This is a genomic window from Glaciibacter sp. 2TAF33, assembly GCF_052114945.1.
Classification (GTDB): Bacteria; Actinomycetota; Actinomycetes; order Actinomycetales; family Microbacteriaceae; genus Cryobacterium.
The window spans coordinates 91,453-110,179 of sequence record NZ_JBFRFS010000013.1 but is presented as its reverse complement, the minus strand read 5'-3'; the positions used below and the strand labels follow the sequence as shown (position 1 = coordinate 110,179).

The 18,727-nt window shown below is 68.3% G+C and carries 19 protein-coding genes and 1 tRNA gene; 10 read left to right on the top strand and 10 right to left on the bottom strand.

Annotated features, from left to right (window positions below; translation table 11 throughout):
- The first annotated feature begins 30 nt into the window (after window positions 1-30).
- Complete coding sequence (locus tag AB4Y94_RS14735) at window positions 31-852, top strand: class I SAM-dependent methyltransferase (RefSeq protein ID WP_441728661.1); 822 nt, start codon at window positions 31-33, stop codon at window positions 850-852.
- 124 nt (window positions 853-976) lie between these two features.
- Here the strand turns inward: AB4Y94_RS14735 and ygfZ are convergent, their stop codons facing one another.
- From ygfZ to AB4Y94_RS14720, 3 genes are all read right to left on the bottom strand, one after another.
- Window positions 977-2,170: a CAF17-like 4Fe-4S cluster assembly/insertion protein YgfZ gene (gene ygfZ / locus AB4Y94_RS14730; RefSeq protein ID WP_441728659.1), complete on the bottom strand. Its 1,194-nt coding sequence runs from the start codon at window positions 2,168-2,170 to the stop codon at window positions 977-979.
- 30 nt (window positions 2,171-2,200) lie between these two features.
- The gene (locus tag AB4Y94_RS14725; RefSeq protein WP_441728658.1) at window positions 2,201-2,815 is read right to left on the bottom strand and encodes an FABP family protein; all 615 of its coding nucleotides are present in this window, start codon (window positions 2,813-2,815) and stop codon (window positions 2,201-2,203) included.
- Window positions 2,816-2,951: 136 nt separating this feature from the next.
- A complete protein-coding gene (locus tag AB4Y94_RS14720) occupies window positions 2,952-3,215 on the bottom strand; it encodes a hypothetical protein (protein ID WP_441728656.1) in 264 nt (87 codons plus the stop codon).
- A gap of 74 nt (window positions 3,216-3,289) precedes the next feature.
- On the opposite strand from AB4Y94_RS14720, the gene AB4Y94_RS14715 reads away from it, so the two are divergent.
- The 8 genes from AB4Y94_RS14715 (at window position 3,290) to pstB (ending at window position 12,460) form a co-directional block, all read left to right on the top strand.
- Window positions 3,290-3,976: a winged helix-turn-helix transcriptional regulator gene (locus AB4Y94_RS14715; protein ID WP_441728655.1), complete on the top strand. Its 687-nt coding sequence runs from the start codon at window positions 3,290-3,292 to the stop codon at window positions 3,974-3,976.
- Window positions 3,957-4,907 (top strand): mycothiol synthase, encoded by a 951-nt coding sequence (gene mshD / locus AB4Y94_RS14710; RefSeq protein ID WP_441728654.1) that lies wholly within the window; start codon window positions 3,957-3,959, stop codon window positions 4,905-4,907. Before AB4Y94_RS14715 ends, mshD begins: the two co-directional genes overlap by 20 nt.
- Window positions 4,908-5,026: 119 nt before the next feature.
- Window positions 5,027-7,207, top strand: coding sequence for an RNA degradosome polyphosphate kinase (locus tag AB4Y94_RS14705; RefSeq protein WP_441728653.1), 2,181 nt, complete (start codon window positions 5,027-5,029; stop codon window positions 7,205-7,207).
- A complete protein-coding gene (locus AB4Y94_RS14700; protein WP_441728652.1) occupies window positions 7,204-8,142 on the top strand; it encodes an NUDIX hydrolase in 939 nt (312 codons plus the stop codon). Before AB4Y94_RS14705 ends, AB4Y94_RS14700 begins: the two co-directional genes overlap by 4 nt.
- A gap of 170 nt (window positions 8,143-8,312) precedes the next feature.
- Window positions 8,313-9,407 (top strand): phosphate ABC transporter substrate-binding protein PstS, encoded by a 1,095-nt coding sequence (gene pstS, locus AB4Y94_RS14695; RefSeq protein WP_441728650.1) that lies wholly within the window; start codon window positions 8,313-8,315, stop codon window positions 9,405-9,407.
- Between the two features lie 141 nt (window positions 9,408-9,548).
- A complete protein-coding gene (gene pstC, locus AB4Y94_RS14690) occupies window positions 9,549-10,493 on the top strand; it encodes a phosphate ABC transporter permease subunit PstC (protein ID WP_441728649.1) in 945 nt (314 codons plus the stop codon).
- Entirely contained in the window at window positions 10,493-11,659 is a 1,167-nt protein-coding gene (pstA, locus tag AB4Y94_RS14685) for a phosphate ABC transporter permease PstA (protein WP_441728648.1), read from the top strand. The genes pstC and pstA overlap by 1 nt, the downstream gene beginning before the upstream one ends.
- 21 nt (window positions 11,660-11,680) lie before the next feature.
- Window positions 11,681-12,460: a phosphate ABC transporter ATP-binding protein PstB gene (gene pstB / locus AB4Y94_RS14680; RefSeq protein ID WP_441728647.1), complete on the top strand. Its 780-nt coding sequence runs from the start codon at window positions 11,681-11,683 to the stop codon at window positions 12,458-12,460.
- 509 nt (window positions 12,461-12,969) lie between these two features.
- On the opposite strand, the gene AB4Y94_RS14675 is transcribed toward pstB, so the two are convergent.
- The 4 genes from AB4Y94_RS14675 to AB4Y94_RS14660 all read right to left on the bottom strand — a co-directional run bounded on the left by AB4Y94_RS14675 (window position 12,970) and on the right by AB4Y94_RS14660 (window position 16,614).
- Window positions 12,970-13,857, bottom strand: a complete 888-nt coding sequence (locus tag AB4Y94_RS14675; RefSeq protein ID WP_441728646.1) for an aminodeoxychorismate lyase — start codon at window positions 13,855-13,857, stop codon at window positions 12,970-12,972.
- 78 nt (window positions 13,858-13,935) lie between these two features.
- Window positions 13,936-14,883 (bottom strand): anti-sigma factor domain-containing protein, encoded by a 948-nt coding sequence (locus AB4Y94_RS14670; RefSeq protein WP_441728644.1) that lies wholly within the window; start codon window positions 14,881-14,883, stop codon window positions 13,936-13,938.
- Window positions 14,880-15,464, bottom strand: a complete 585-nt coding sequence (locus AB4Y94_RS14665) for a sigma-70 family RNA polymerase sigma factor (protein WP_441728642.1) — start codon at window positions 15,462-15,464, stop codon at window positions 14,880-14,882. The genes AB4Y94_RS14670 and AB4Y94_RS14665 overlap by 4 nt, the downstream gene beginning before the upstream one ends.
- 520 nt (window positions 15,465-15,984) lie before the next feature.
- A complete protein-coding gene (locus tag AB4Y94_RS14660; protein WP_441728640.1) occupies window positions 15,985-16,614 on the bottom strand; it encodes a DNA-directed RNA polymerase subunit beta in 630 nt (209 codons plus the stop codon).
- 26 nt (window positions 16,615-16,640) lie between these two features.
- Here AB4Y94_RS14660 and AB4Y94_RS14655 point away from each other — a divergent pair.
- Window positions 16,641-16,713, top strand: a tRNA-Lys gene (locus AB4Y94_RS14655).
- Window positions 16,714-16,732: 19 nt separating this feature from the next.
- On the opposite strand, the gene AB4Y94_RS14650 is transcribed toward AB4Y94_RS14655, so the two are convergent.
- The 3 genes from AB4Y94_RS14650 to AB4Y94_RS14640 form a co-directional block, all read right to left on the bottom strand.
- Window positions 16,733-17,179, bottom strand: a complete 447-nt coding sequence (locus AB4Y94_RS14650; protein WP_441728639.1) for a hypothetical protein — start codon at window positions 17,177-17,179, stop codon at window positions 16,733-16,735.
- Between the two features lie 13 nt (window positions 17,180-17,192).
- Window positions 17,193-17,333, bottom strand: coding sequence for a hypothetical protein (locus AB4Y94_RS14645; RefSeq protein WP_441728638.1), 141 nt, complete (start codon window positions 17,331-17,333; stop codon window positions 17,193-17,195).
- 66 nt (window positions 17,334-17,399) lie between these two features.
- Window positions 17,400-18,683 (bottom strand): alpha-hydroxy acid oxidase, encoded by a 1,284-nt coding sequence (locus AB4Y94_RS14640; protein ID WP_441728637.1) that lies wholly within the window; start codon window positions 18,681-18,683, stop codon window positions 17,400-17,402.
- Window positions 18,684-18,727: the final 44 nt, after the last annotated feature.

Below are 18,727 nucleotides of genomic sequence, written 5' to 3'. Positions count from 1 at the left end.
CGCACTCCAGTGATGCGAGAGAATGGTCTAATGCCGGTCGGGACTATCACGCGTGGAACCACCAACACCAACCGCCTCCGCCGCATCGACCGTTGGACCCAGCAGCTGCCCGTCCTCCGCTCCACCGCCGACCCGCTGGTCGTCGACCTCGGATACGGGGCCAGCGCCGTCACCAGCCTCGAGATGCACCAGCGGCTGGTGAAACGGCGAACGGATGTCCAGGTCATCGGACTCGAGATCGACCCGGTTCGGGTGCTTGGGGCGAACCAGCAGTTGGCCACCGTGCAGTCCGGAGCGACGGGGTTCGCCTCAGACGCCCGGGTGAGCTTCGGTCTCGGCGGCTTCGAGGTGCCGCTGCCCGCCAATCGCAAGGCCGGTGTGATCCGCGCCCTCAACGTGCTGCGCCAGTACGACGAACCCGGCGTGGTCCCGGCGTGGCGGCTGCTGACCACCCGGTTGCAACCGGACGGCGTGCTGATCGACGGAACCTGCGACGAGATCGGCCGCATCGCGGCCTGGGTCGACGTGGGGCCGGACGGACCGCGCAGCCTCACCATCTCGCTGCGACTCACCGACCTGGACCTGCCGTCGGTGGTCGCGGAGCGGCTGCCGAAGATCCTCATCCACCGCAACATTCCGGGCGAACGGGTGCACGAGCTGATGCTGGCGCTCGACCGCGCCTGGCGGCACCAGGTCGCACACGCCGCCTACAGCCCGACGCAGCGCTGGATCGCTGCCGTCGCGGCGTTGCGCGCTCAGGGCTGGGCGGTCGAGGGCGGACTCTCGAGGTGGAGGCTGGGCGAACTGACGCTGCCGTGGGCATCCGTCGCCCCTCGCGGCTTCACCTGGTAGCCGCCGCCTGCAGGTTCGCGGGTTGAACGCCGCTGCGCGCGTGGAATTCACCCAGCGCAGCGGCGTTCGACCCGCGCAACGGGCGGACGCGGGCCCCCGCCGGGGTCGGGGACGACGGCAACGGCTAGCGCGGCTGTCGAACCCCGAGCCGCGGCAGCCGCGGGATGTCGGCGACCGAACCGGCGGACTGCGGCACGATGACCTCCTGGGCGGCGGCGATCGAGATCCCCTGCGACAGCACGTGCAGGGTGACATCAGCGGGAACGGTGCGCTTGATCACGGCGAGGGCGATCGGCCCCAGCTCGTAATGGATGGCGCTGGACGTGACCTGACCGACGGTGCGGCGCTCCGGCTCGCCCCCCGGCAGGGCGCGCACGCCCTGCACCTCGTCTCCGTGGGCGGGCAGCACGCTCTCCGAACCGTCAAGGTGCAGCAGCACCAGCCGGCGCGGCGGGTGGCCCAGGTTGTGCACCTTGGCGACCGTCTCCTGACCGCGGTAGCAGCCCTTGTTCAGGTGCACAGCGGTGCGCAGCCAGTCCAATTCGTGCGGGATGGTCTTCTCGTCCGCCTCCAGGGCGGCACGCGGACGCCAGGCCGCGATCCGCAGCGCCTCGGCGGCGAGCAGGCCCGCGGCGGCCACGGCGCCGCCCGCCACCGCAGTGGCAATCGCAGGCAGCGACGACCGCGGCACCAGCATCTCGCTCCACCGCCAGGACTCCCCGGGGTGCTCGGCGGCCTCGGCGTACTGGAAGCCGCCACTGCCGACGACGGCCCACGGGTCATTCCAGACCAGCGGCACACCGTTCGGGGCGACCGGTTCCACCGAGGTGGCCTGCGCCAGGAACCCGGCCGGCGCTGCGGCCATGGTGCCGATGGTGGCAACGGATGCCGTGTGGTCGGTGATCTCGACGCGCAACATGAAGCGCATCTTCTCCAACCAGCTCTTGAGGCCGGGCAGTTCGGCTGCTTCGATCAGCAACCAGGTCTCGACGCCGTCGTCGAGTACCCGCATGGCGTGCTCGAGGCGGCCGGACGGGTCGAGCAGCAACGTCTCGGTGGACTCCCCCGGCGCGAGGCCGGTGAGCTCCTGGCTGGACACGGAGTTCAGCCAGCTCAGCCGGTCCGGCCCGGCGACTCCGAGCACACCACGGTGCGACAGGTCGACGATCGCCTCACCGGCCAGGAGCCGGCGCTGCTCGATCATCGGGCTTCCGTAGTGGGCGGCAACGCCGGCGTCAACGCCCTCGGCCTGCACTGCCGCATCCAGCGACAGGAGGGGCGAGGGCCATGCGGCGGGTGATTCAGTCGGGTCGGTCATATCAGTGCGACATCTCTTCGGTCAGCGCAGTCAGTCGACTTTGGCCAGTCGGCCGGAGGCGTGGGTGCGCAGGGTCTGTCCCAGCGCTGCAATGTCCCACGCCCAGAGCAGATGGTTGTCGACGAGGCCGTACATCCTGGTGGCAGCGGCGTACGGTTTGGCGCCCTGGGTGCGCATGACGGCATCCGTCGCGAGGTCGATCCGTGGACCCTTGACCTGGCCGAGGTAGAGCTCGGCGACACCGGCCGGGTGCACCAGCGCCACCTCGATGTCGAAGCCGCCGTCGTCGTTGCGGAGGGTCTCCACCGCGTCTGCGGTGGCGAAGGGGGGTTCGCCGGTGCCCGGCAGCATCCCGGGGCCCTGGTCGCCCTCGCCCTGCTGGCGGCTGAGCCGCCAGTAACCGGTTTCGCTCACCAGCGGGATCTTCTCGCCGGTCGGGTCGCCGGGTTCGGGCTCGAGCCAGGTGTACGAGTTGTAGTTGAGGTGCGGAAGCCCGTCATGGCTGAAGCTGACCCGTTGGCCGAACTCACGCGTCACCGAACCGTCGCCGATGGTGTAGTCGAGGACACCCGAGCCCTCCCAGACGCCGAGGAGCCAGGAGAGGGGGACCAGCTCAGACGGGAGCCCGACCGGAAGTTCGAACACGGCGCCTTACCGCTGCCCCCGGAACAGCTTGTACAGGACCACGACGGAGACGTACGCGATCGACAGGCTGGCCAGCGCGAGGAGGCCCAGGAAGAAGAGTTCAAGTGCGAGGGGCGACATGCTCCGAGTCTAGCTTCTAGCGAAGCCCGATCAGGGCGAAGACACCCGTCGCGGCGGCGAGCACGATCGTGGCGCCCACGATGCTCACGGTGACCCGGTTGACGTAACCCTCTTTACGCCCGGTCCCGATCTGGACACCCAGCGTCACGATGGTGCAGCCGGCCAGCGACAGGCCGATCCAGGCCAGTTCCTGCTCCGCAACCGAGAGCAACCCCACCAGCACCGCAAAGACGAGCGCGAGCAGCCAAACCACGACGATGCTTCTCCACTGCCAGCTCACCCGTCCATTCTGCCCTGCCCAGGCGGCCCTGTGTGTTCCCTGTAGTATGGGCGCACGATATTTGGAGGATGCGCGTGGCGCAGTTGTTGATCCTTACTTCGGCAGTCAACAATGATGTTCTTCCTGCCCTCGCCTTGCTGTCACACGGCACGCGGGCCATCCCGGCCAAGCCGGAGCAGCTCATCAACGCGCCTGATTCCGACCTGGTCCTGGTCGACGCCCGCACCAACCTCATCGCCGCCAAATCGCTCTGCCAGATCTTGCGCACCACCGGGATCTCGGTGCCACTGCTGTTGGTGATCACTGAAGGCGGCCTCACCGCGGTCAGCCCGGACTGGGGTGTGGACGACGTGATCCTGGACTCAGCCGGTCCCGCCGAGGTCGACGCGCGTATCCGTCTCGCCGCGGGCCGCGCGGTGGCCGGCATCCCGTCGCCCACCATCCGCGCTGCCGGGGTGGTGATCGACGAGGCGAACTACTCGGCCAAGGTCCACGGCACGCCGCTCGACCTCACCTATAAGGAATTCGAGCTCCTGCGCTTCCTCGCCGCCCACCCGTCCCGGGTCTTCACCCGCGAGCAGCTGCTCAGCGAGGTCTGGGGATACGACTATTTCGGCGGAACCCGCACCGTCGACGTGCACGTGCGGCGCCTGCGGGCGAAGCTCGGCGACCAGGAATCGCTGATCGGGACCGTCCGCAACGTCGGCTACCGGTTCAACCTGTATGAGGAGAACGACGAACGTGTCCCTCTCAGTTCCTGACCTGACGGATGCGGCCGCCGCCGCGAGCTTCACCAGGATCGCCGACGCGGCTGCCGCGGTCGACGGGTACCGCCCGTTCAACGAACAGTCGCTGCTCGACCTCGCCTCCGGAGCCCGGCGTCCGGTGCTGATCCGAGCGGATGCCACAGGATCACGAAGCGGAGATGAAAGCGGCACGGCCGGCCACGCCGCCGCCTCACTCGCGGGGACGGTCGTCGGCGCCGCAGTCGTGGGCAACGACGAACTCGACCTCGTCATCGCGCCCCGGTTCCGCGGCCAGGGCCATGCCACGCGGGCGCTGCCCGGTTTGCTCGCCGGCCTGCACGGTCCGCTCACCGCCTGGTCGCACGGCGACCACCCGGCCGCGCGGGTATTGGCGGTGCAGTTCCGATTCGTCGCCGCGCGCACCCTCCTGCAGCTGCGCCTGTCACCGATCCCGCGCGCCGATGCGGGCACCAGAGGGAGCCGCAGCGGAGTCGGCGAGGTGACGATCGGCCCCTTCAAGCCCGGTCGGGACGACGCAGACTGGATCGCCCTGAACGCGCTGGTGTTCGCCGACCACCCCGAGCAGGGCCGGCTCACCCTCGAGGACCTCGCCGCGCGGCAGGGCGAGCCCTGGTTCAACTCCGATGACTTCCTGATCGCCCGCGACGACTCGGGGCGCATGATCGGGTACAACTGGCTCAAGGTGGAGCCAGGCACCCGGGCCGAGGCCGGCGAGATCTACGTGATCGGCATCCACCCCGACGTGACAGGCCGGGGCCTCGGCCGCACCCTGATGAACGCGGGCCTCCGCCGGCTGCAGGAGTGCGGCATCGACGCCGCAGACCTCTATGTGGACGCCGACAACCGCCCGGCGGTCCAGCTGTACCGGGCGCTCGGGTTCACCGACGTCACCGTCGACGTGCAGTACCGTCGCCTCCCCGCCTGACCCGCTGCCGCGTCTCCCCGCACGGTCCCAGCCCGCCAATGGTGAAACCGGGGGGAACAGCAGACAACGGATGCCTCGAATTCGATGCCGCCGCAGCCAGGCAGTGTAAGGATGGTGGGATGGACGTCGACAACATCAGCCAGGCGGACTCGGGGCTCGGCACCGACTTCGACGACGACTTCGACCCGCTGTTCATGCTCAACGACCCGGAGCTGCCCGGCGAGCGCTACCTGGATCGGGAACTGAGCTGGCTCGCATTCAACCAGCGGGTGCTCGAGCTTGCCGAGGACCCCGACCTCCCGGTGCTGGAGCGGGCCAACTTCCTGGCCATTTTCGCCAGCAACCTCGACGAATTCTTCATGGTCCGGGTCGCCGGGCTGAAACGCCGCATCCTGACCGGCCTGGCCGTGCCGACCAACGTCGGGCGCGCGCCGTTCGACGTGCTGTCCGACATCTCCCAGGCCGCCCACCGGTTGCAGGAGCGACACGCGCGCGCCTACCAGGACCTGGTGCGCCCCGCCCTGGCGGCCGCGGGCATCGAGGTCGTCGAATGGGACACCCTGAACGCCAGCGAGCGGGAGTGGCTGCGCGACTACTTCTCGAAACAGATTTTCCCGGTGCTGATGCCGCTCGCGGTCGACCCGGCGCATCCGTTCCCCTACATCTCGGGGCTCTCGCTCAACCTGGCCGTGCGGGTGCGCAACTCGAGGACCGGCAAGCAGGAGTTCGCGCGGCTCAAAGTGCCGCAGATGCTGCCGCGGGTGGTGCCGGTCGACCGGAGCGAGTCCGTCGACAACATCCGCTTCGTCGCGCTGGAAGACCTCATCGCCAACCACCTGGGCGACCTGTTCCCCGGCATGGAGATCGTCGAGCACCACGCGTTCCGGGTCACCCGCAACGAAGACGTGGAGATCGAGGAGGACGAGACCGAGAACCTGATCAAGGCGCTCGAAAAGGAACTGCTCCGCCGCCGGTTCGGCCCGCCGATCCGGCTGGAGATCACCGAGGACATGGACGACGTCACCCTCGACCTCCTGGTGCGTGAACTCGACATCACAGAGCAGGAGGTCTACCGCCTGCCCGCGCCGCTCGACCTCGCGGCCATGTTCGACGTGGCGCGCATCGATCGGCCCGACCTGCACTACCCGAAGCACGTGCCGACCACGGCGGCGCAGTTCATGCCGCCCGAGCCGAACGGCCAGGCCGACATCTTCCGTGCCATCTCGCGGCGCGACGTGCTCGTGCATCACCCCTACGAGTCCTTCGCCACCAGCGTGCAGGCCTTCCTGGAGCAGGCCGCGGCCGACCCGCACGTGCTCGCCATCAAGCAGACCCTGTACCGCACCTCCGGGGACAGCCCGATCGTCGAGGCGTTGATCGACGCCGCCGAATCCGGCAAGCAGGTGCTCGCCCTGGTGGAGATCAAGGCGCGCTTCGACGAGCAGGCGAACATCTCCTGGGCGCGCAAGCTGGAGAAAGCAGGCGTGCACGTGGTCTACGGCCTGGTCGGGCTGAAGACCCACTGCAAGCTCGCCCTCGTGGTGCGCCACGAAAAGGGCGTGCTTCGGCACTACAGCCACATCGGCACCGGCAACTACAACCCCAAGACCAGCCGCATCTACGAGGACCTCGGCTTGTTCACAGCGGATGACCAGGTCGGCAAAGACCTGACCCGCCTGTTCAACGAGTTGTCCGGCTACGCGATCGAGAAGAAGTTCAAGCGCCTGCTGGTGGCGCCGCTGCACCTGCGGAAAGGCCTGCTCAAACGCATCGCCGATGAGACGTCGGCTGCGCTGGCGGGCAAGCCGTCCGGCATCCGGATCAAGGTCAACTCGATGGTGGACGAGGCGATCATCGACGCCCTCTACCGCGCGAGCAACGCCGGGGTGCCGGTGGACGTGTGGGTGCGCGGCATCTGCAGCCTCAAGCCGGGGGTGCCAGGGCTCAGCGAGAACATTCGCGTGCGGTCCATCCTCGGCCGTTACCTCGAACACTCGCGCATCTTCTCGTTCCTGAACGGCGGCGATCCCCAGGTCTTCATCGGCAGCGCCGACATGATGCACCGCAACCTCGACCGGAGGGTCGAAGCCCTGGTGCGCCTGGTCGACATCGACCACCTCAGCGAAATCGACGGGCTGTTCGACCGCGCGATGGACGAGCGCACCTCGTCGTGGTGGCTCGACGCCGACGGCACCTGGACCCGGCATGCCAGGGACGAGTCGGGGAACCTGCTCGAGGACATGCAAAATAGGCTTATGCAACAGATCGGGTCACGCAAGCGTTCGGCCATTCGCCGATGACCGACACCGCGGTGTACGCGGCAGGAGCAGTGTGCTGGCGGCTCATCGACGGCAGAATGCATGTGCTGCTGATCCACCGCACCGTGCACGGGGACGTCACCATTCCCAAGGGCAAGGTGGACCCGGGCGAATCGCTGCCCCGCACCGCGGTACGCGAGGTGCAGGAAGAGACCGGCCTGGACGTCGCACTCGGGGTGCCGCTCGGCATCTCCACCTACCGGATGCCCAATGGCCGCGACAAGATCGTGCACTACTGGGCGGCCGAGGTGACCCCGCAGGCGGTGTTGAATTCGTCGTTCGTGCCCAACGGCGAGGTGGCGGCGCTGGAGTGGGTCACCGTGAAGCGGGCCAGGACCTACCTCAGCTATCAGCCCGACGTCGAGATCCTCGATGCGTTCGCGAAACTCGTCGACAACGGCGTGACCAGCACCTATGCCCTGATCGCGCTCCGGCACGGAAAGGCGACGTCCCCGAGCAGCTGGGACGGGCCGGACGCCACCCGGCCGCTCACTGAACGCGGCGTCAAGCAGGCGGCGAGCGTTGTCCAGGCCGTCACGGCGTGGCATCCGCTGAAGATCGTCACCAGCAGCGCAACCCGCTGTGTGACCACTGTCGCCCCGCTGGCTGCGGCGACCGGCATCGAGGTGAAGCGCACCGACATGATCAGCCAGGACGCATACGAACAGGGCACCAGCGACGTGCGCCACGTCATCGGCAAGCGGGTGCGCGCCCGGAAAACCGCGGTGCTGTGCAGCCACGGCCCGGTGCTGCCCGACATCCTGCGCGAGATCGCCCTGGCCACGGGCACGCCACTGGGGTTATACATCACGGATGCCGCAGACCTGGAGACCGGCGGCTTCTCGGTGGTCCACCTCTCCGCGAGCAATCCGAGCTCGGGCATCGTCGCGATCGAGACCCACGCGCCCCGCGTCTAGCCGTTCTCCGCTCCACCGCCGTGAAGCCGTCGAGTCCTGTTTACCTTCCGTTCACCAAAACACGGGGATGCCGTTAAGTCGGCGTCGTATCGTGGCAGCCGGGTCGGACATCGAGGCAATCCAGATGGTCGACTTTTTTCCTGTAATCGACCCCTTGAAGGGATTCACCAGTGAATTTCAAGCGTTTTGGCGCTCCTGCCGCAGTCGCAGTCGTTGCCGCCCTCGCCCTGTCTTCGTGCGCCGCAAACGAGGGCGGAGCGCCGGCCGGCGACACCGCCGCCGCGAGCACCCTCTCCGGAACCATCAATGCAGCAGGTGCTTCCTCGCAGGGCTCGGCCCAGGAGGCCTGGGCCGCCGCGTTCCAGACCGCGAACCCCGATGTCACGGTCAACTACGACCCGTCCGGCTCCGGCGCGGGCCGCGAGACCTTCGCCGCCGGCGGCTCCGACTTCGCCGGCTCGGACTCCTTCCTCAAGGATGAAGAACTCGCCGCCGGCTTCGGATCCTGTGTCCCCGGCAGCACGGCCGTCGACCTGCCCGTGTACATCTCCCCGATCGCCGTTGTCTTCAACGTCGACGGCGTGAAGGACCTGAACCTCGACGCTGACACCCTCGCCAAGATCTTCAAGGGCGACATCACGACCTGGAACGACCCGGCCATCGCCGCGCTGAACAAGGACGCGAAGCTCCCCGCAACGTCGATCACCGCCGTGCACCGCTCCGACGACTCAGGCACCACGAAGAACTTCTCCGACTACCTGAACCAGAACGCACCCGCTGTCTGGACCGAGAAGCCGGCCGACCCGTTCCCGTACCAGAGCGGTGAAGGCGCACAGGGCACCTCAGGCGTCATCAGCGCCGTCACCAACGGCGTGGGCACCATCGGCTACGCCGACGCCTCACAGGCCGGCAAGCTCGGCGTCGCCAAGATCAAGGTCGGCGACACCTTCGTGAAGTACACGGCAGAAGCCGCAGCAGCCGTCGTCGACGGTTCGCCCCTGGTCGACGGCCGCGCCGACAACGACCTCGCCGTCGCACTCGACCGCAAGACCACCGACAGCTCGCACTACCCGCTCGTGCTGGTGAGCTACGCCATCGTCTGCACCGAGTACGCAGACGCCGCCAAGGGCGAGCTCGTCAAGGCGTACGTCGGCTATATGGCCAGCGAAAAGGGACAGGCTGAGGCTGCCAAGTCCGCCGGTGCCGCACCGCTGTCGAGCGACCTGCAGAAAAAGGTCGCCGCGGTGATCGCCAGCATCAAGTAACACCAGCTCCACCGGCCCGATCCGTCACTGCCTCGCGTTGCGTGCCAGTGACGGGTCGGGCACACTGAGGTTTGTGGCCCGCGTCGCGAACCTCCATCATCCAGACCAGAATCACCACAGCCCCACAGGGAGACGCCCGGCATGACGAGCGCAGTTGCCACCAGACCGGCACAGGTCAAACAGCGACCCGGCGACCGCATCTTCAGCACCGCGACCATCGTCGCCGGAAGCCTGATCCTCGCCGTCCTCGCCGCGGTCGCGGTTTTCCTCTTCATCCAGAGCCTGCCCGCGTTCGTCGCGCCAGCGGATGCCTTCAAAGGCGATTTCACCAACTTCTGGTCCTACGTCTGGCCGCTCGCGTTCGGCACCCTCTGGTCGTCATTCCTCGCCCTGATCATGGCCATCCCGGTCGCCATCGGGATCGCCCTGTTCATCTCCCACTACGCCCCGCGGAAGCTCGCCCAGGGCCTCGGCTACATCGTCGACCTGCTCGCGGCAGTCCCGTCCGTCGTGTTCGGGCTCTGGGGCATCGGCGTGCTGGCGCCCCTGATCCAGCCGTTCTACACCACCCTGGTCGAGTGGTTCGGCGCTTTCCCGCTCTTCGCCGGCCCGGTCTCCGGAACCGGTCGCACGATCCTCACCGTCGCGATCGTGCTCGCGGTCATGGTGCTCCCGATCATCACCGCGATCTGCCGCGAAGTCTTCCTGCAGACCCCGGTGTTGCACGAGGAGGCGGCGCTCGCCCTCGGTGCCACCCGCTGGGAGATGATCAGGATGGCGGTGCTGCCGTTCGGTCGCCCCGGCATCATCTCCGCCTCCATGCTCGGCCTCGGCCGCGCACTCGGCGAGACGATGGCCGTCGCGATGATCCTCTCGCCGAGCCCTGACGTCATCTTCAAGCTGCTCACCTCGCAGAACCCCACCACGATCGCCGCCAACATCGCCCTCAACTTCCCTGAAGCCCACGGGGTGGGTGTGAACATCCTGCTCGCCACCGGCCTGGTGCTGTTCGTCATCACGCTCGCGGTCAACATGCTGGCGCGCTACATCATCAACCGCCGCAAGGCATTCTCGGGAGCGAACTGATGGCCATCTCCACCGGTTCAGGCCGCAGGACGGGCGCGGCGGCGACCACGCCTCCCACCGCCCCGCCGACGAATCCGCCGGGCAACCGGGCGAATTCGGCGCCGCTCAGCAATTCGCTGACCGCAGGCAAGCTGCCGAAGAACTCGCCGCTCTGGGTGCTGCTGGGCAGCTGGATCATCGCCGGCGCCGTGTTCTTCGTGCTGGAGATCGGCGGCGCGACCAAGGATTTCAACGTCGCCGGAACGTTGTTCTTCGGCACCGTGCTCTACGCCATCGCCATCTACTCACTGTCCTACTTCGTCGAGGGCGCCCGTAAGGCCAAGGACCGGCTGATGACGACCCTGGTCAGCGCGGCGTTCGTGATCGCCCTCATCCCGCTGGTGTCGCTGGTCTTCACCACCGTGGTCAACGGGCTGCCCGCGTTCCTCACCCCCAGCTTCTTCACCGAGTCCCAGCGCAACGTCGTCGGCGCGGGCGGCGGCGCCCTGCACGCGGTGGTCGGCACGCTCATGGTGACCGGCGTCGCAACCGTGATCTCGGTGCCCATCGGCCTGCTGACGGCCATCTACCTCACCGAGTACGGGCGCGGCCGCCTGGCCCGCAGCATCACCTTCTTCGTCGACGTGATGACCGGCATCCCCTCCATCGTGGCGGGCCTGTTCGCCTTCGCCCTGTTCTCGCTCCTGTTCCAGGACCCGGGCTTGCGGTTCGGCTTCGGTGGCGCCATCGCGCTGACCGTGCTGATGATCCCGGTGGTCGTGCGCTCCAGCGAGGAGATGCTGCGGCTGGTGCCGAACGAACTCCGTGAGGCGGCGTGGGCCCTGGGGGTGCCGAAATGGCTGACCATCCTCAAGGTCGTACTGCCGACATCCATTGCCGGCATTGTCACCGGCATCATGCTCTCCATCTCCCGCGTCATCGGCGAGACCGCACCGCTCCTGATCATCTCCGGCTTCACCGCGAGCATGAACTACAACCTGTTCAGTGAGCGGATGATGACCCTCCCGGTGTTCGTGTACACCCAGTACGCCAACCAGGGCGCCGACAGCCAGGCGTACGTCGACCGGGCATGGGCCGGCGCATTGACGCTGATCCTGATCGTGATGCTGCTCAACGGCCTCGCCCGGCTGATCGCCAAAATCTTCTCACCGAAATTCGGGCGTTAGCCCTCCACCTCGAAGGAAATCGTGTCCAAGCGCATCGAAGTCTCCGACCTCAACGTCTACTACAGCAGCTTCCTCGCCGTCGAAGGCGTCTCGCTGACCATCGAACCCCGCACCGTCACCGCCTTCATCGGGCCGAGTGGGTGCGGCAAGTCCACGTTCCTCCGCACGCTGAACCGCATGCACGAGGTGATCCCCGGCGCCCGCGTCGAGGGTGAGGTGCTGATCGACGGCAACAACCTGTACGGGCCCGGCGTCGACCCGGTGCTCGTGCGCCGCCAGGTCGGCATGGTGTTCCAGCGGCCGAACCCCTTCCCGACCATGTCCATCCAGGACAACGTGCTGGCCGGCGTGAAGCTCAACAACCGGCGGATGACTCGCGGCGACGCCGACGACCTCACCGAGAAGGCACTGCGCGGGGCGAACCTGTGGAACGAGGTCAAGGACCGGCTCGACCGGCCGGGCTCCGGCCTCTCCGGCGGGCAGCAGCAGCGGCTCTGCATCGCCCGGGCGATCGCCGTGCAGCCCGATGTCATCCTGATGGACGAGCCCTGCTCGGCACTCGACCCGATTTCCACCCTCGCCATCGAGGACCTGATCGAGGAGATGAAGAAGGACTACACGATCGTGATCGTGACCCACAACATGCAGCAGGCCTCCCGGGTCTCCGACCGCACCGCGTTCTTCAACATCGCCGGCACCGGCAAACCGGGCAAGCTGATCGAGTACGACGACACCACCACCATGTTCTCGAACCCGAGCGTGCAGGCCACCGAGGACTACGTCTCCGGCCGTTTCGGCTAACCCGCGGCGGCACCGGGAGCGCGAAAACATCACGAATCGACGCAAAGTGCGCGAAAACATCGGCTAGTGCGCCTTTCCTCGCAGGAGTTGATGTTTTCGCGCTCGACGGCCACCGGTCCGGGTCGCAGCACGCGGTGCAACGGATGCGCAGGGCCGGTCGCCTCTCAGGCGTGCATCCCGTGGCCAACTCAGGAGTTTCCGCTGCTGCGGGGCGCCAGCGGCACGCTTCCGGTGCACTCCAACCCGTGCTTCCTGATTTAGCCACCGCCCGGAGGGGCGATCGGGCGCCCAGGCTCGTGAGGGGCGATCGGGCGGGCACGCTGCTGAGAGGGGCGATCGGGCGGCCTGGCTTGTGAGGGGTCACAGATCGACCTTCCCGGGGGCTCGGAAGGTCGATTCGTGACCCCTCACGGCCAGGGCGGATGCGGGGTGCGGCGGCGGGTGGGGCGGGGGCTCAGGCGGTGCGGCCGAGCAGGTACGGGTTGGGCGGCGGCGGGTTGGGCGGGAGCTCAGGCGGTGCGGCCGAGCAGGTACGCGTTGAACGCGCGGGTGCGCTCGGCGTCGACCGGGAGTGGCAGGCCGTCCAACTCGGTGACGGCGACCGCCAGCCGGACGCTGGACACCAGCCAGGCGGCATCCGCTACCCGCAGCTCGTCGACCGTCACATCGCGGTACTCAACCCGCTCCCCCTGCTCCTCCAGATGCTCGAACAGGCTCTGCTGCGTGGTGCCGTGCAGGATGGCGCCGCTCGGCGCCGGGGTGACGTAGACACCACCCGAGCGGAGGATGACGCTCGAGGTGGGCCCCTCCATCACGAAACCGTCGGTGGTGAGAAATATCGTGTCGTCAGCCCCGCGCCGCTTGGCTTCCCGCAGCGCCGCCATGTTGACGGCATAGCTGAGGGTCTTCGCACCCATCAGCAGCCACGGCGCGCGCTCGGCGACTCCGCGCGGGTAACCACGGTCCAGGGTGACGACCGCGACGCCGCGCGACCGGACCTCGCGGTAGTCGGGTGCCTGGGTGGCGTGCAGCCACGCGGTGGGCGCCGGCCCGTGCTCCACTCCACGACTCAGAACGAACTTGAGCGCGAGTTCGCCCTCGTGCGGCAGATGTCCAACGGCGAGGGCGATGGCCGCCCGCCACTGCGCCGGGTTCGGCACCGGCAGCCCGCAGATCTGGGCTGAATTGACCAGCCGGCTGATGTGCGGCTCCACCTCCTGCGGGTGCCCGTTGACGACGCTCAGGGTCTCGAAGATGCCGTCGCCACGCTGCGTGCTGAGCTCCGCCACCCGCAGCGCCGGAGCCGAGGAATCGATCTGGTGGAACGTGGCGGCGAAGTCGGTGAGCGCGGAATCGGCAGGGACCGGGTCGATCAGGAGGGTGAAGGGCAGCGTCATGGTGCGAGCCTACGCTGCCCGCGCCGCGGCATCCGTCAGCTGTCGGGCGTGCACCGAGTGCAGCACGACGCCGGATGATCAGCTTTGAATGGCGACCAGGGGGTCGGTGGTCGGCTGCTTCGATCCGCCCTTCGGCTCGACGGTGAGTCCCACGGCGTCGCCGGCCTGCATCCGGCCGTCGAGAACCCGCCAGACGGTGCCGGTGCCGGTGGAATCGAACGTTCCGGCCGACATCGCGCCGGCACTGTTCATGTACCAGAGCTGGTAGTCCTGGTCGCCGGGCAACGCCGGGAGGTCGTCGATGAGCAGCGCGGACTTGCCGAGCTCCCCGGACCAGACCAGGGTCGCCTGGTGGCCGTCCGCGGTGACAGTGGATGCCCGTTGCACGTCATCCGCGGCGTTGATCTGGGCGAGGCCGGCGGCCTGTTGCTGCTCGAACTGGTTGGTGTTGAAGGCTTGGCCCGCGACGACGCCGCCGGCGAACAGCGCGACCGCGGCCGCGGCGGCGACCAGGATGCCGATCGGCCGGCGGAACCAGCGGGCCTCGGCGCGGCGTTCGGCCGCGGAGGGGGCGGGGGGCACGGCGAGGTTCGCGGCGGGCGCTCCGGGCCCTGTCGGCGCGGTCGGCGCGGTCGGCGCGGTCGGCGGCAGGCTCGCCGGGGACGCGGCCCGCTCCGAGTCCGCGGACGGGGCGGCCGGCGCCAGCTGCGCGGCAGGCGCGGTTCCGGCCTCGGGGACCGCCGGTGCGGCATCCGCTACCGGGACGTCGGGCGCCGACAACGGCGGAAGTTGGGGGGTGGCGGCGAGCCTGGACATCAGGCTGGACTTCAGCCCCGGGGACGGCTGTACCGGTGCGGCAGCAAGACCGAGAGCAACGGCGGTGTCGGAGAGTTCGGCCGCTTCGATCCTGGCCTGTTCCGAACCGGCCAGGTACTCTTCGAACGCGGTCCGCTCCTCGGCGGCCACAGCGTCGAGCGCGTAGGCTCCGGCGAGGTCAGCGGGGTTCTTCTTCTCGTTCTCGCTCACGAGGCCACCCCCATCTCGTCCCGCAGCCGGATCATTCCATCACGCAGCCGGGTCTTCACCGTACCCAACGGCACGTGGAGCAGGTGCGCGACCTCACTCTGGGTGTAGCCGCCGTAGTAGGCGAGGCTGATGGCCTGGCGCTGCAGTTCCGTCAGCCGGTTCATCGCCCGCTCCACCCTTTCATGCTCGATTCGTATCTCAACAGTCTCCGACACGTGGTCGTATTCCACAGCGTGATCGCGGATTCCGATCCTGGTGTCCCGGTCGCGTCCCGACTGCGACGCCCTGATTCGATCCACCGCGCGGCGGTGCGCCATGGTCATGATCCAGGTCGATGCCCCGCCCCGCTGTTCGTCGTACCGCGTCGCCGTCTGCCAGATCTCCAGGAAAATCTCCTGGGTCACTTCTTCCGACTGCGCGTGGTCGATCAGGAGGCGCCGGACCAGGCCGAGCACCCGCGGCGCCATCTGGTCGTACAGTTCGCCGAATGCCGCTTGGTCGCCCCGGGCGACACGACCGAGCAACTCCTCTTTCGAGGTGGGCTCGGTCGACTCGCGGTCGCGCGCGGGATCGGCAGTCATAAGAACCAGCATGTCAGGTCTACTCCCATCCCATGTCACTGATTCGGTGCGGCGACGATTGTGGATTGGTGCGGAGGCGGGCGTCGCCACGAAGCTCGAACGCCGGTGCATCCCTTGTCGATTTCTCGTTGTGCTGGTCCAACGCCGCTTCGCGCAGTGAATTCGAGGCGCGCAGCGGCGTTCAACGCGCGCAGCCGATTCCGAGCAGCAGCGCGTGAAGGACGGTCCCGACAGTGCGCCGGGCACGATAATGGCCGGGCCGCAGAACGCCTCTCGGCGCGAGGCCGCTCGGAGCGGCGAATATTGGAGCCCGGGGTTACTGCGGCCCGGCCATGTACCAGTGTAAACGACGTCGCCGAAATGTTCTCGGTGTTCGCCCTCAGCTCAGCGTTCACGCGCGTGTCCCGCAGAAGCTCCCGGTTCGGCCCGTGGCGAGCGGATGCCGCAGCGCCAGCCGACCGAGCAGCGCCAGTCGACCGGGCAGGTCAGTCGAGTGAGCAGCGCCAGCCGACCGGGCAGGTCAGTCGAGTGAGTCATGCCGCCACAGCCTCGCGCACGACGTGAATTCCTGCGCGGTGGTGGAGAACCTCAGCGCACGGGTGGTGAGTTCGCTGGAGCGTTCCGGCTCCGTCAGGTCCAGGTCGTCGGCGACAGACGTGCACCCGGTCGCGGTGACCCGGCAGAACGCGGCCGCCCGGTCGAGGGCGACGGCGAAGTCGCCGGCGAACAGCCCACGCAGGATCTGGTCGGCGAGCGCGATGATCTCGGTCGGGCCGGTGGGAACCGATGCGCCGGCCACGACCGGGTCGATCGTCACCGCGACCTCCGTGCCCCGTTGGTACAGGAACGCCATTCCGTCGGGGTCCTGCCGGATCAGCAGCCGCAGCAGGTAGATGCGCCAGAGCGCGCCGGGGAGACTCTTCGGTGTCGACCGGGACCAGAGTTCGGCCACCGCGTCGATGCCGTTCTCATCGGTGTACGCAACCAGGCGCTCGATCACATCGGGGTCGGGGTCATTCCGCACCCGCGCCAGCAGTGCGTGCGCGGTCTCGTGTGCCACCCGGCTGATGTGAGCCGGATCTTCGCCACCCTTGAACGCCTCGAACCTGCTTCCGGAGAACTGGGTGGGCTTGTGGAATTCGTCAGCCATGTCATCCACGCTAGATTATTAACCGCGGGCCTCTAGCTCAGTTGGTAGAGCAAAGGACTTTTAATCCTTGGGTCGTCGGTTCGAGCCCGACGGGGCCCACCCTTGCAACAACATCCGCTCAGAAGTTCAGGCTCACGGACACGCCCCAGGGGAAGCTGAGCCCGATCGAGTACGACGTGATTCCGAATGTCGCCGAGAGCGTCGTGACAGCGGCGCTCATCGCGGCGTGCAGGGCGGCGAGGATGGTGTTGAGCCTCGCACTGATCTTCGTGGCCCACCCTGCGAGTCGCCGGGGCCATGGGCTGGTGGGCGCGTAGACCCGGCCCACGGCGTACGAGACGACGGATGCCCACGACTCCGCAGCGGCGAGGATACCGGCGGCTGCGTCCTGGTCGAGTTCCCCGCCGAACAGGTCGTCGTCCTCCTCGTCGGAGGCGATGGCGTCAGCGATGACGCCGAGGACCTCGTCGAGCCAGCCCTCAGCCGTATCATCCGACGCGTCAGGCAGGGTTTCGTCGGCCCACTCGGCGATGCGACCCCGAGTTTCGGTATCGGGTCCGTTCATGATCCCGCCCCTCCTAACCGGACGGATTCTCCTTCGGCGTGCCATCGGGATCGGTCGTGATGCCCGGGAATTCCGTCGGCGGCGCCGTCGGGTCCTCGGTGTGCGGGTCATCTGGCACTCCCAGCGGCGGCTGGTCGATCTCCGGGTCGGTCATCTGCTGCCTTCCTTCCGTCGTAGTGCCTGCGTTGGCACTCTCGCAGCACACGTTACGCCCAACCGGTCAGGCGTCAACCCGTTTCAGCGAAGCATCCGCTCGCACCGGCACACCGGCGCCGCCGACGACCCGCAGATCGCGCACCACCTCGGTGCCGCGCGCCCTCAGCTCGGCGACCGAGGAGACGCCGACCAGGGTCATGGTGCGCACGAGTTCGTCGGCGAGGATCTCGATCACCCGGCTCACCCCCGGCGCGCCGGCCGCGACCAGGCCGTACAAGTAGGCGCGCCCGATCGAGCAGGCGTCGGCGCCGAGCGCGAGCGCGGTGACGATGTCGCTCCCCCGGCGAATGCCGGAGTCCACGATCAGCTCGACGCTGTCGCCGGCGCGCTGTCGGGCCTCCTGCAGTGTGTCCAGCGGGCTCAGCATCCGGTCGAGCTGGCGGCCGCCGTGGTTGCTCAGTTGCACCGCGTCGATCCCGAGGCTCGCCGCCCGGCCCACGTCTTCCGGGTTGACCGTGCCCTTCAGGACGATTTTGCCCGGCCACATCGCTCGAAGGGCCTCGATATCGTCCCAGCCCTGGCTGGACTCCGAGTGACCCAGGATCTGCTCCCACATCGACGGGGTCACCATCGACGGGTCGGCGCCTGCCGGCTCGAGGTTCGGAAAGCGGATGCCGTCGGCCGCGAGGAAGTCGATCCACCAAGCCGGCCGCGCCGCGATGCCCAGGAGGGAGGCGAGGGTGAGTGCCGGCGGGGCGGTGAACCCGTTCTTGCTGTCCCGCTCGCGCGTCCCGAGCGCGCGGGTGTCCAGGCCCACGATGATCGCCCGGTAGCCGGCGGCCGCGACCCGGTCGAGTTTGGCGCTGAGCGCACCCTTGTCGGGCGACAGGCCCACGTTGAACCAGCGGTCGAGGCTGGGCGACTGCGCCGCGACGTCTTCCATCGCGACGGTGCTGAGGCCGGCGAGGGCGTATGGCAGGCCAGCGGATGCCGCGGCCCGCGCCACCGCCAACTCGCCTTCCGGATGGAACAGCCGGGTGGCGCCGGTGGGGGTGAGCGTGAACGGGAGGGCGCTCGGCCGCCCCAGGATGCTGGTCGCGGCGTCGGGCAGGGTGACCGCGCCGAACCCGGGCATGAAGCCCCACCGGTCGAAGGCAGCACGGTTACGGCCGAGGGTCGTCTCATCCTCCGCGCCCCCCTCGAGGTAGTCGAAAATGCCGGCGGGCAGCACGCGCCGGGCGGCTGCCCGGTATTCGGCGACGTTGTAGGCGCCGGCCAGCACGCGACGCTTCCTCGACAACTCCGGGACCCTGACCTGGACGAGCTGCCTGATGTCGCTGAGCTTCACGGAACGCCTTTCACGGGTCGGTGGTTTCGTGCTGAGCCTAGAAT

Bases quoted from the DNA above. Each gene is read 5' to 3' on its own strand.
- ygfZ (WP_441728659.1), bottom strand. From the start codon at position 2,170: ATGACCGACCCGACTGAATCACCCGCCGCATGGCCCTCGCCCCTCCTG.
- pstA (WP_441728648.1), top strand. From the start codon at position 10,493: ATGGCCATCTCCACCGGTTCAGGCCGCAGGACGGGCGCGGCGGCGACC.
- pstC (WP_441728649.1), top strand. From the start codon at position 9,549: ATGACGAGCGCAGTTGCCACCAGACCGGCACAGGTCAAACAGCGACCC.
- AB4Y94_RS14675 (WP_441728646.1), bottom strand. From the start codon at position 13,857: ATGACGCTGCCCTTCACCCTCCTGATCGACCCGGTCCCTGCCGATTCC.
- AB4Y94_RS14735 (WP_441728661.1), top strand. From the start codon at position 31: ATGCCGGTCGGGACTATCACGCGTGGAACCACCAACACCAACCGCCTC.
- AB4Y94_RS14660 (WP_441728640.1), bottom strand. From the start codon at position 16,614: ATGGCTGACGAATTCCACAAGCCCACCCAGTTCTCCGGAAGCAGGTTC.
- AB4Y94_RS14705 (WP_441728653.1), top strand. From the start codon at position 5,027: ATGGACGTCGACAACATCAGCCAGGCGGACTCGGGGCTCGGCACCGAC.
- AB4Y94_RS14650 (WP_441728639.1), bottom strand. From the start codon at position 17,179: ATGAACGGACCCGATACCGAAACTCGGGGTCGCATCGCCGAGTGGGCC.
- AB4Y94_RS14645 (WP_441728638.1), bottom strand. From the start codon at position 17,333: ATGACCGACCCGGAGATCGACCAGCCGCCGCTGGGAGTGCCAGATGAC.
- AB4Y94_RS14700 (WP_441728652.1), top strand. From the start codon at position 7,204: ATGACCGACACCGCGGTGTACGCGGCAGGAGCAGTGTGCTGGCGGCTC.
- AB4Y94_RS14665 (WP_441728642.1), bottom strand. From the start codon at position 15,464: ATGACTGCCGATCCCGCGCGCGACCGCGAGTCGACCGAGCCCACCTCG.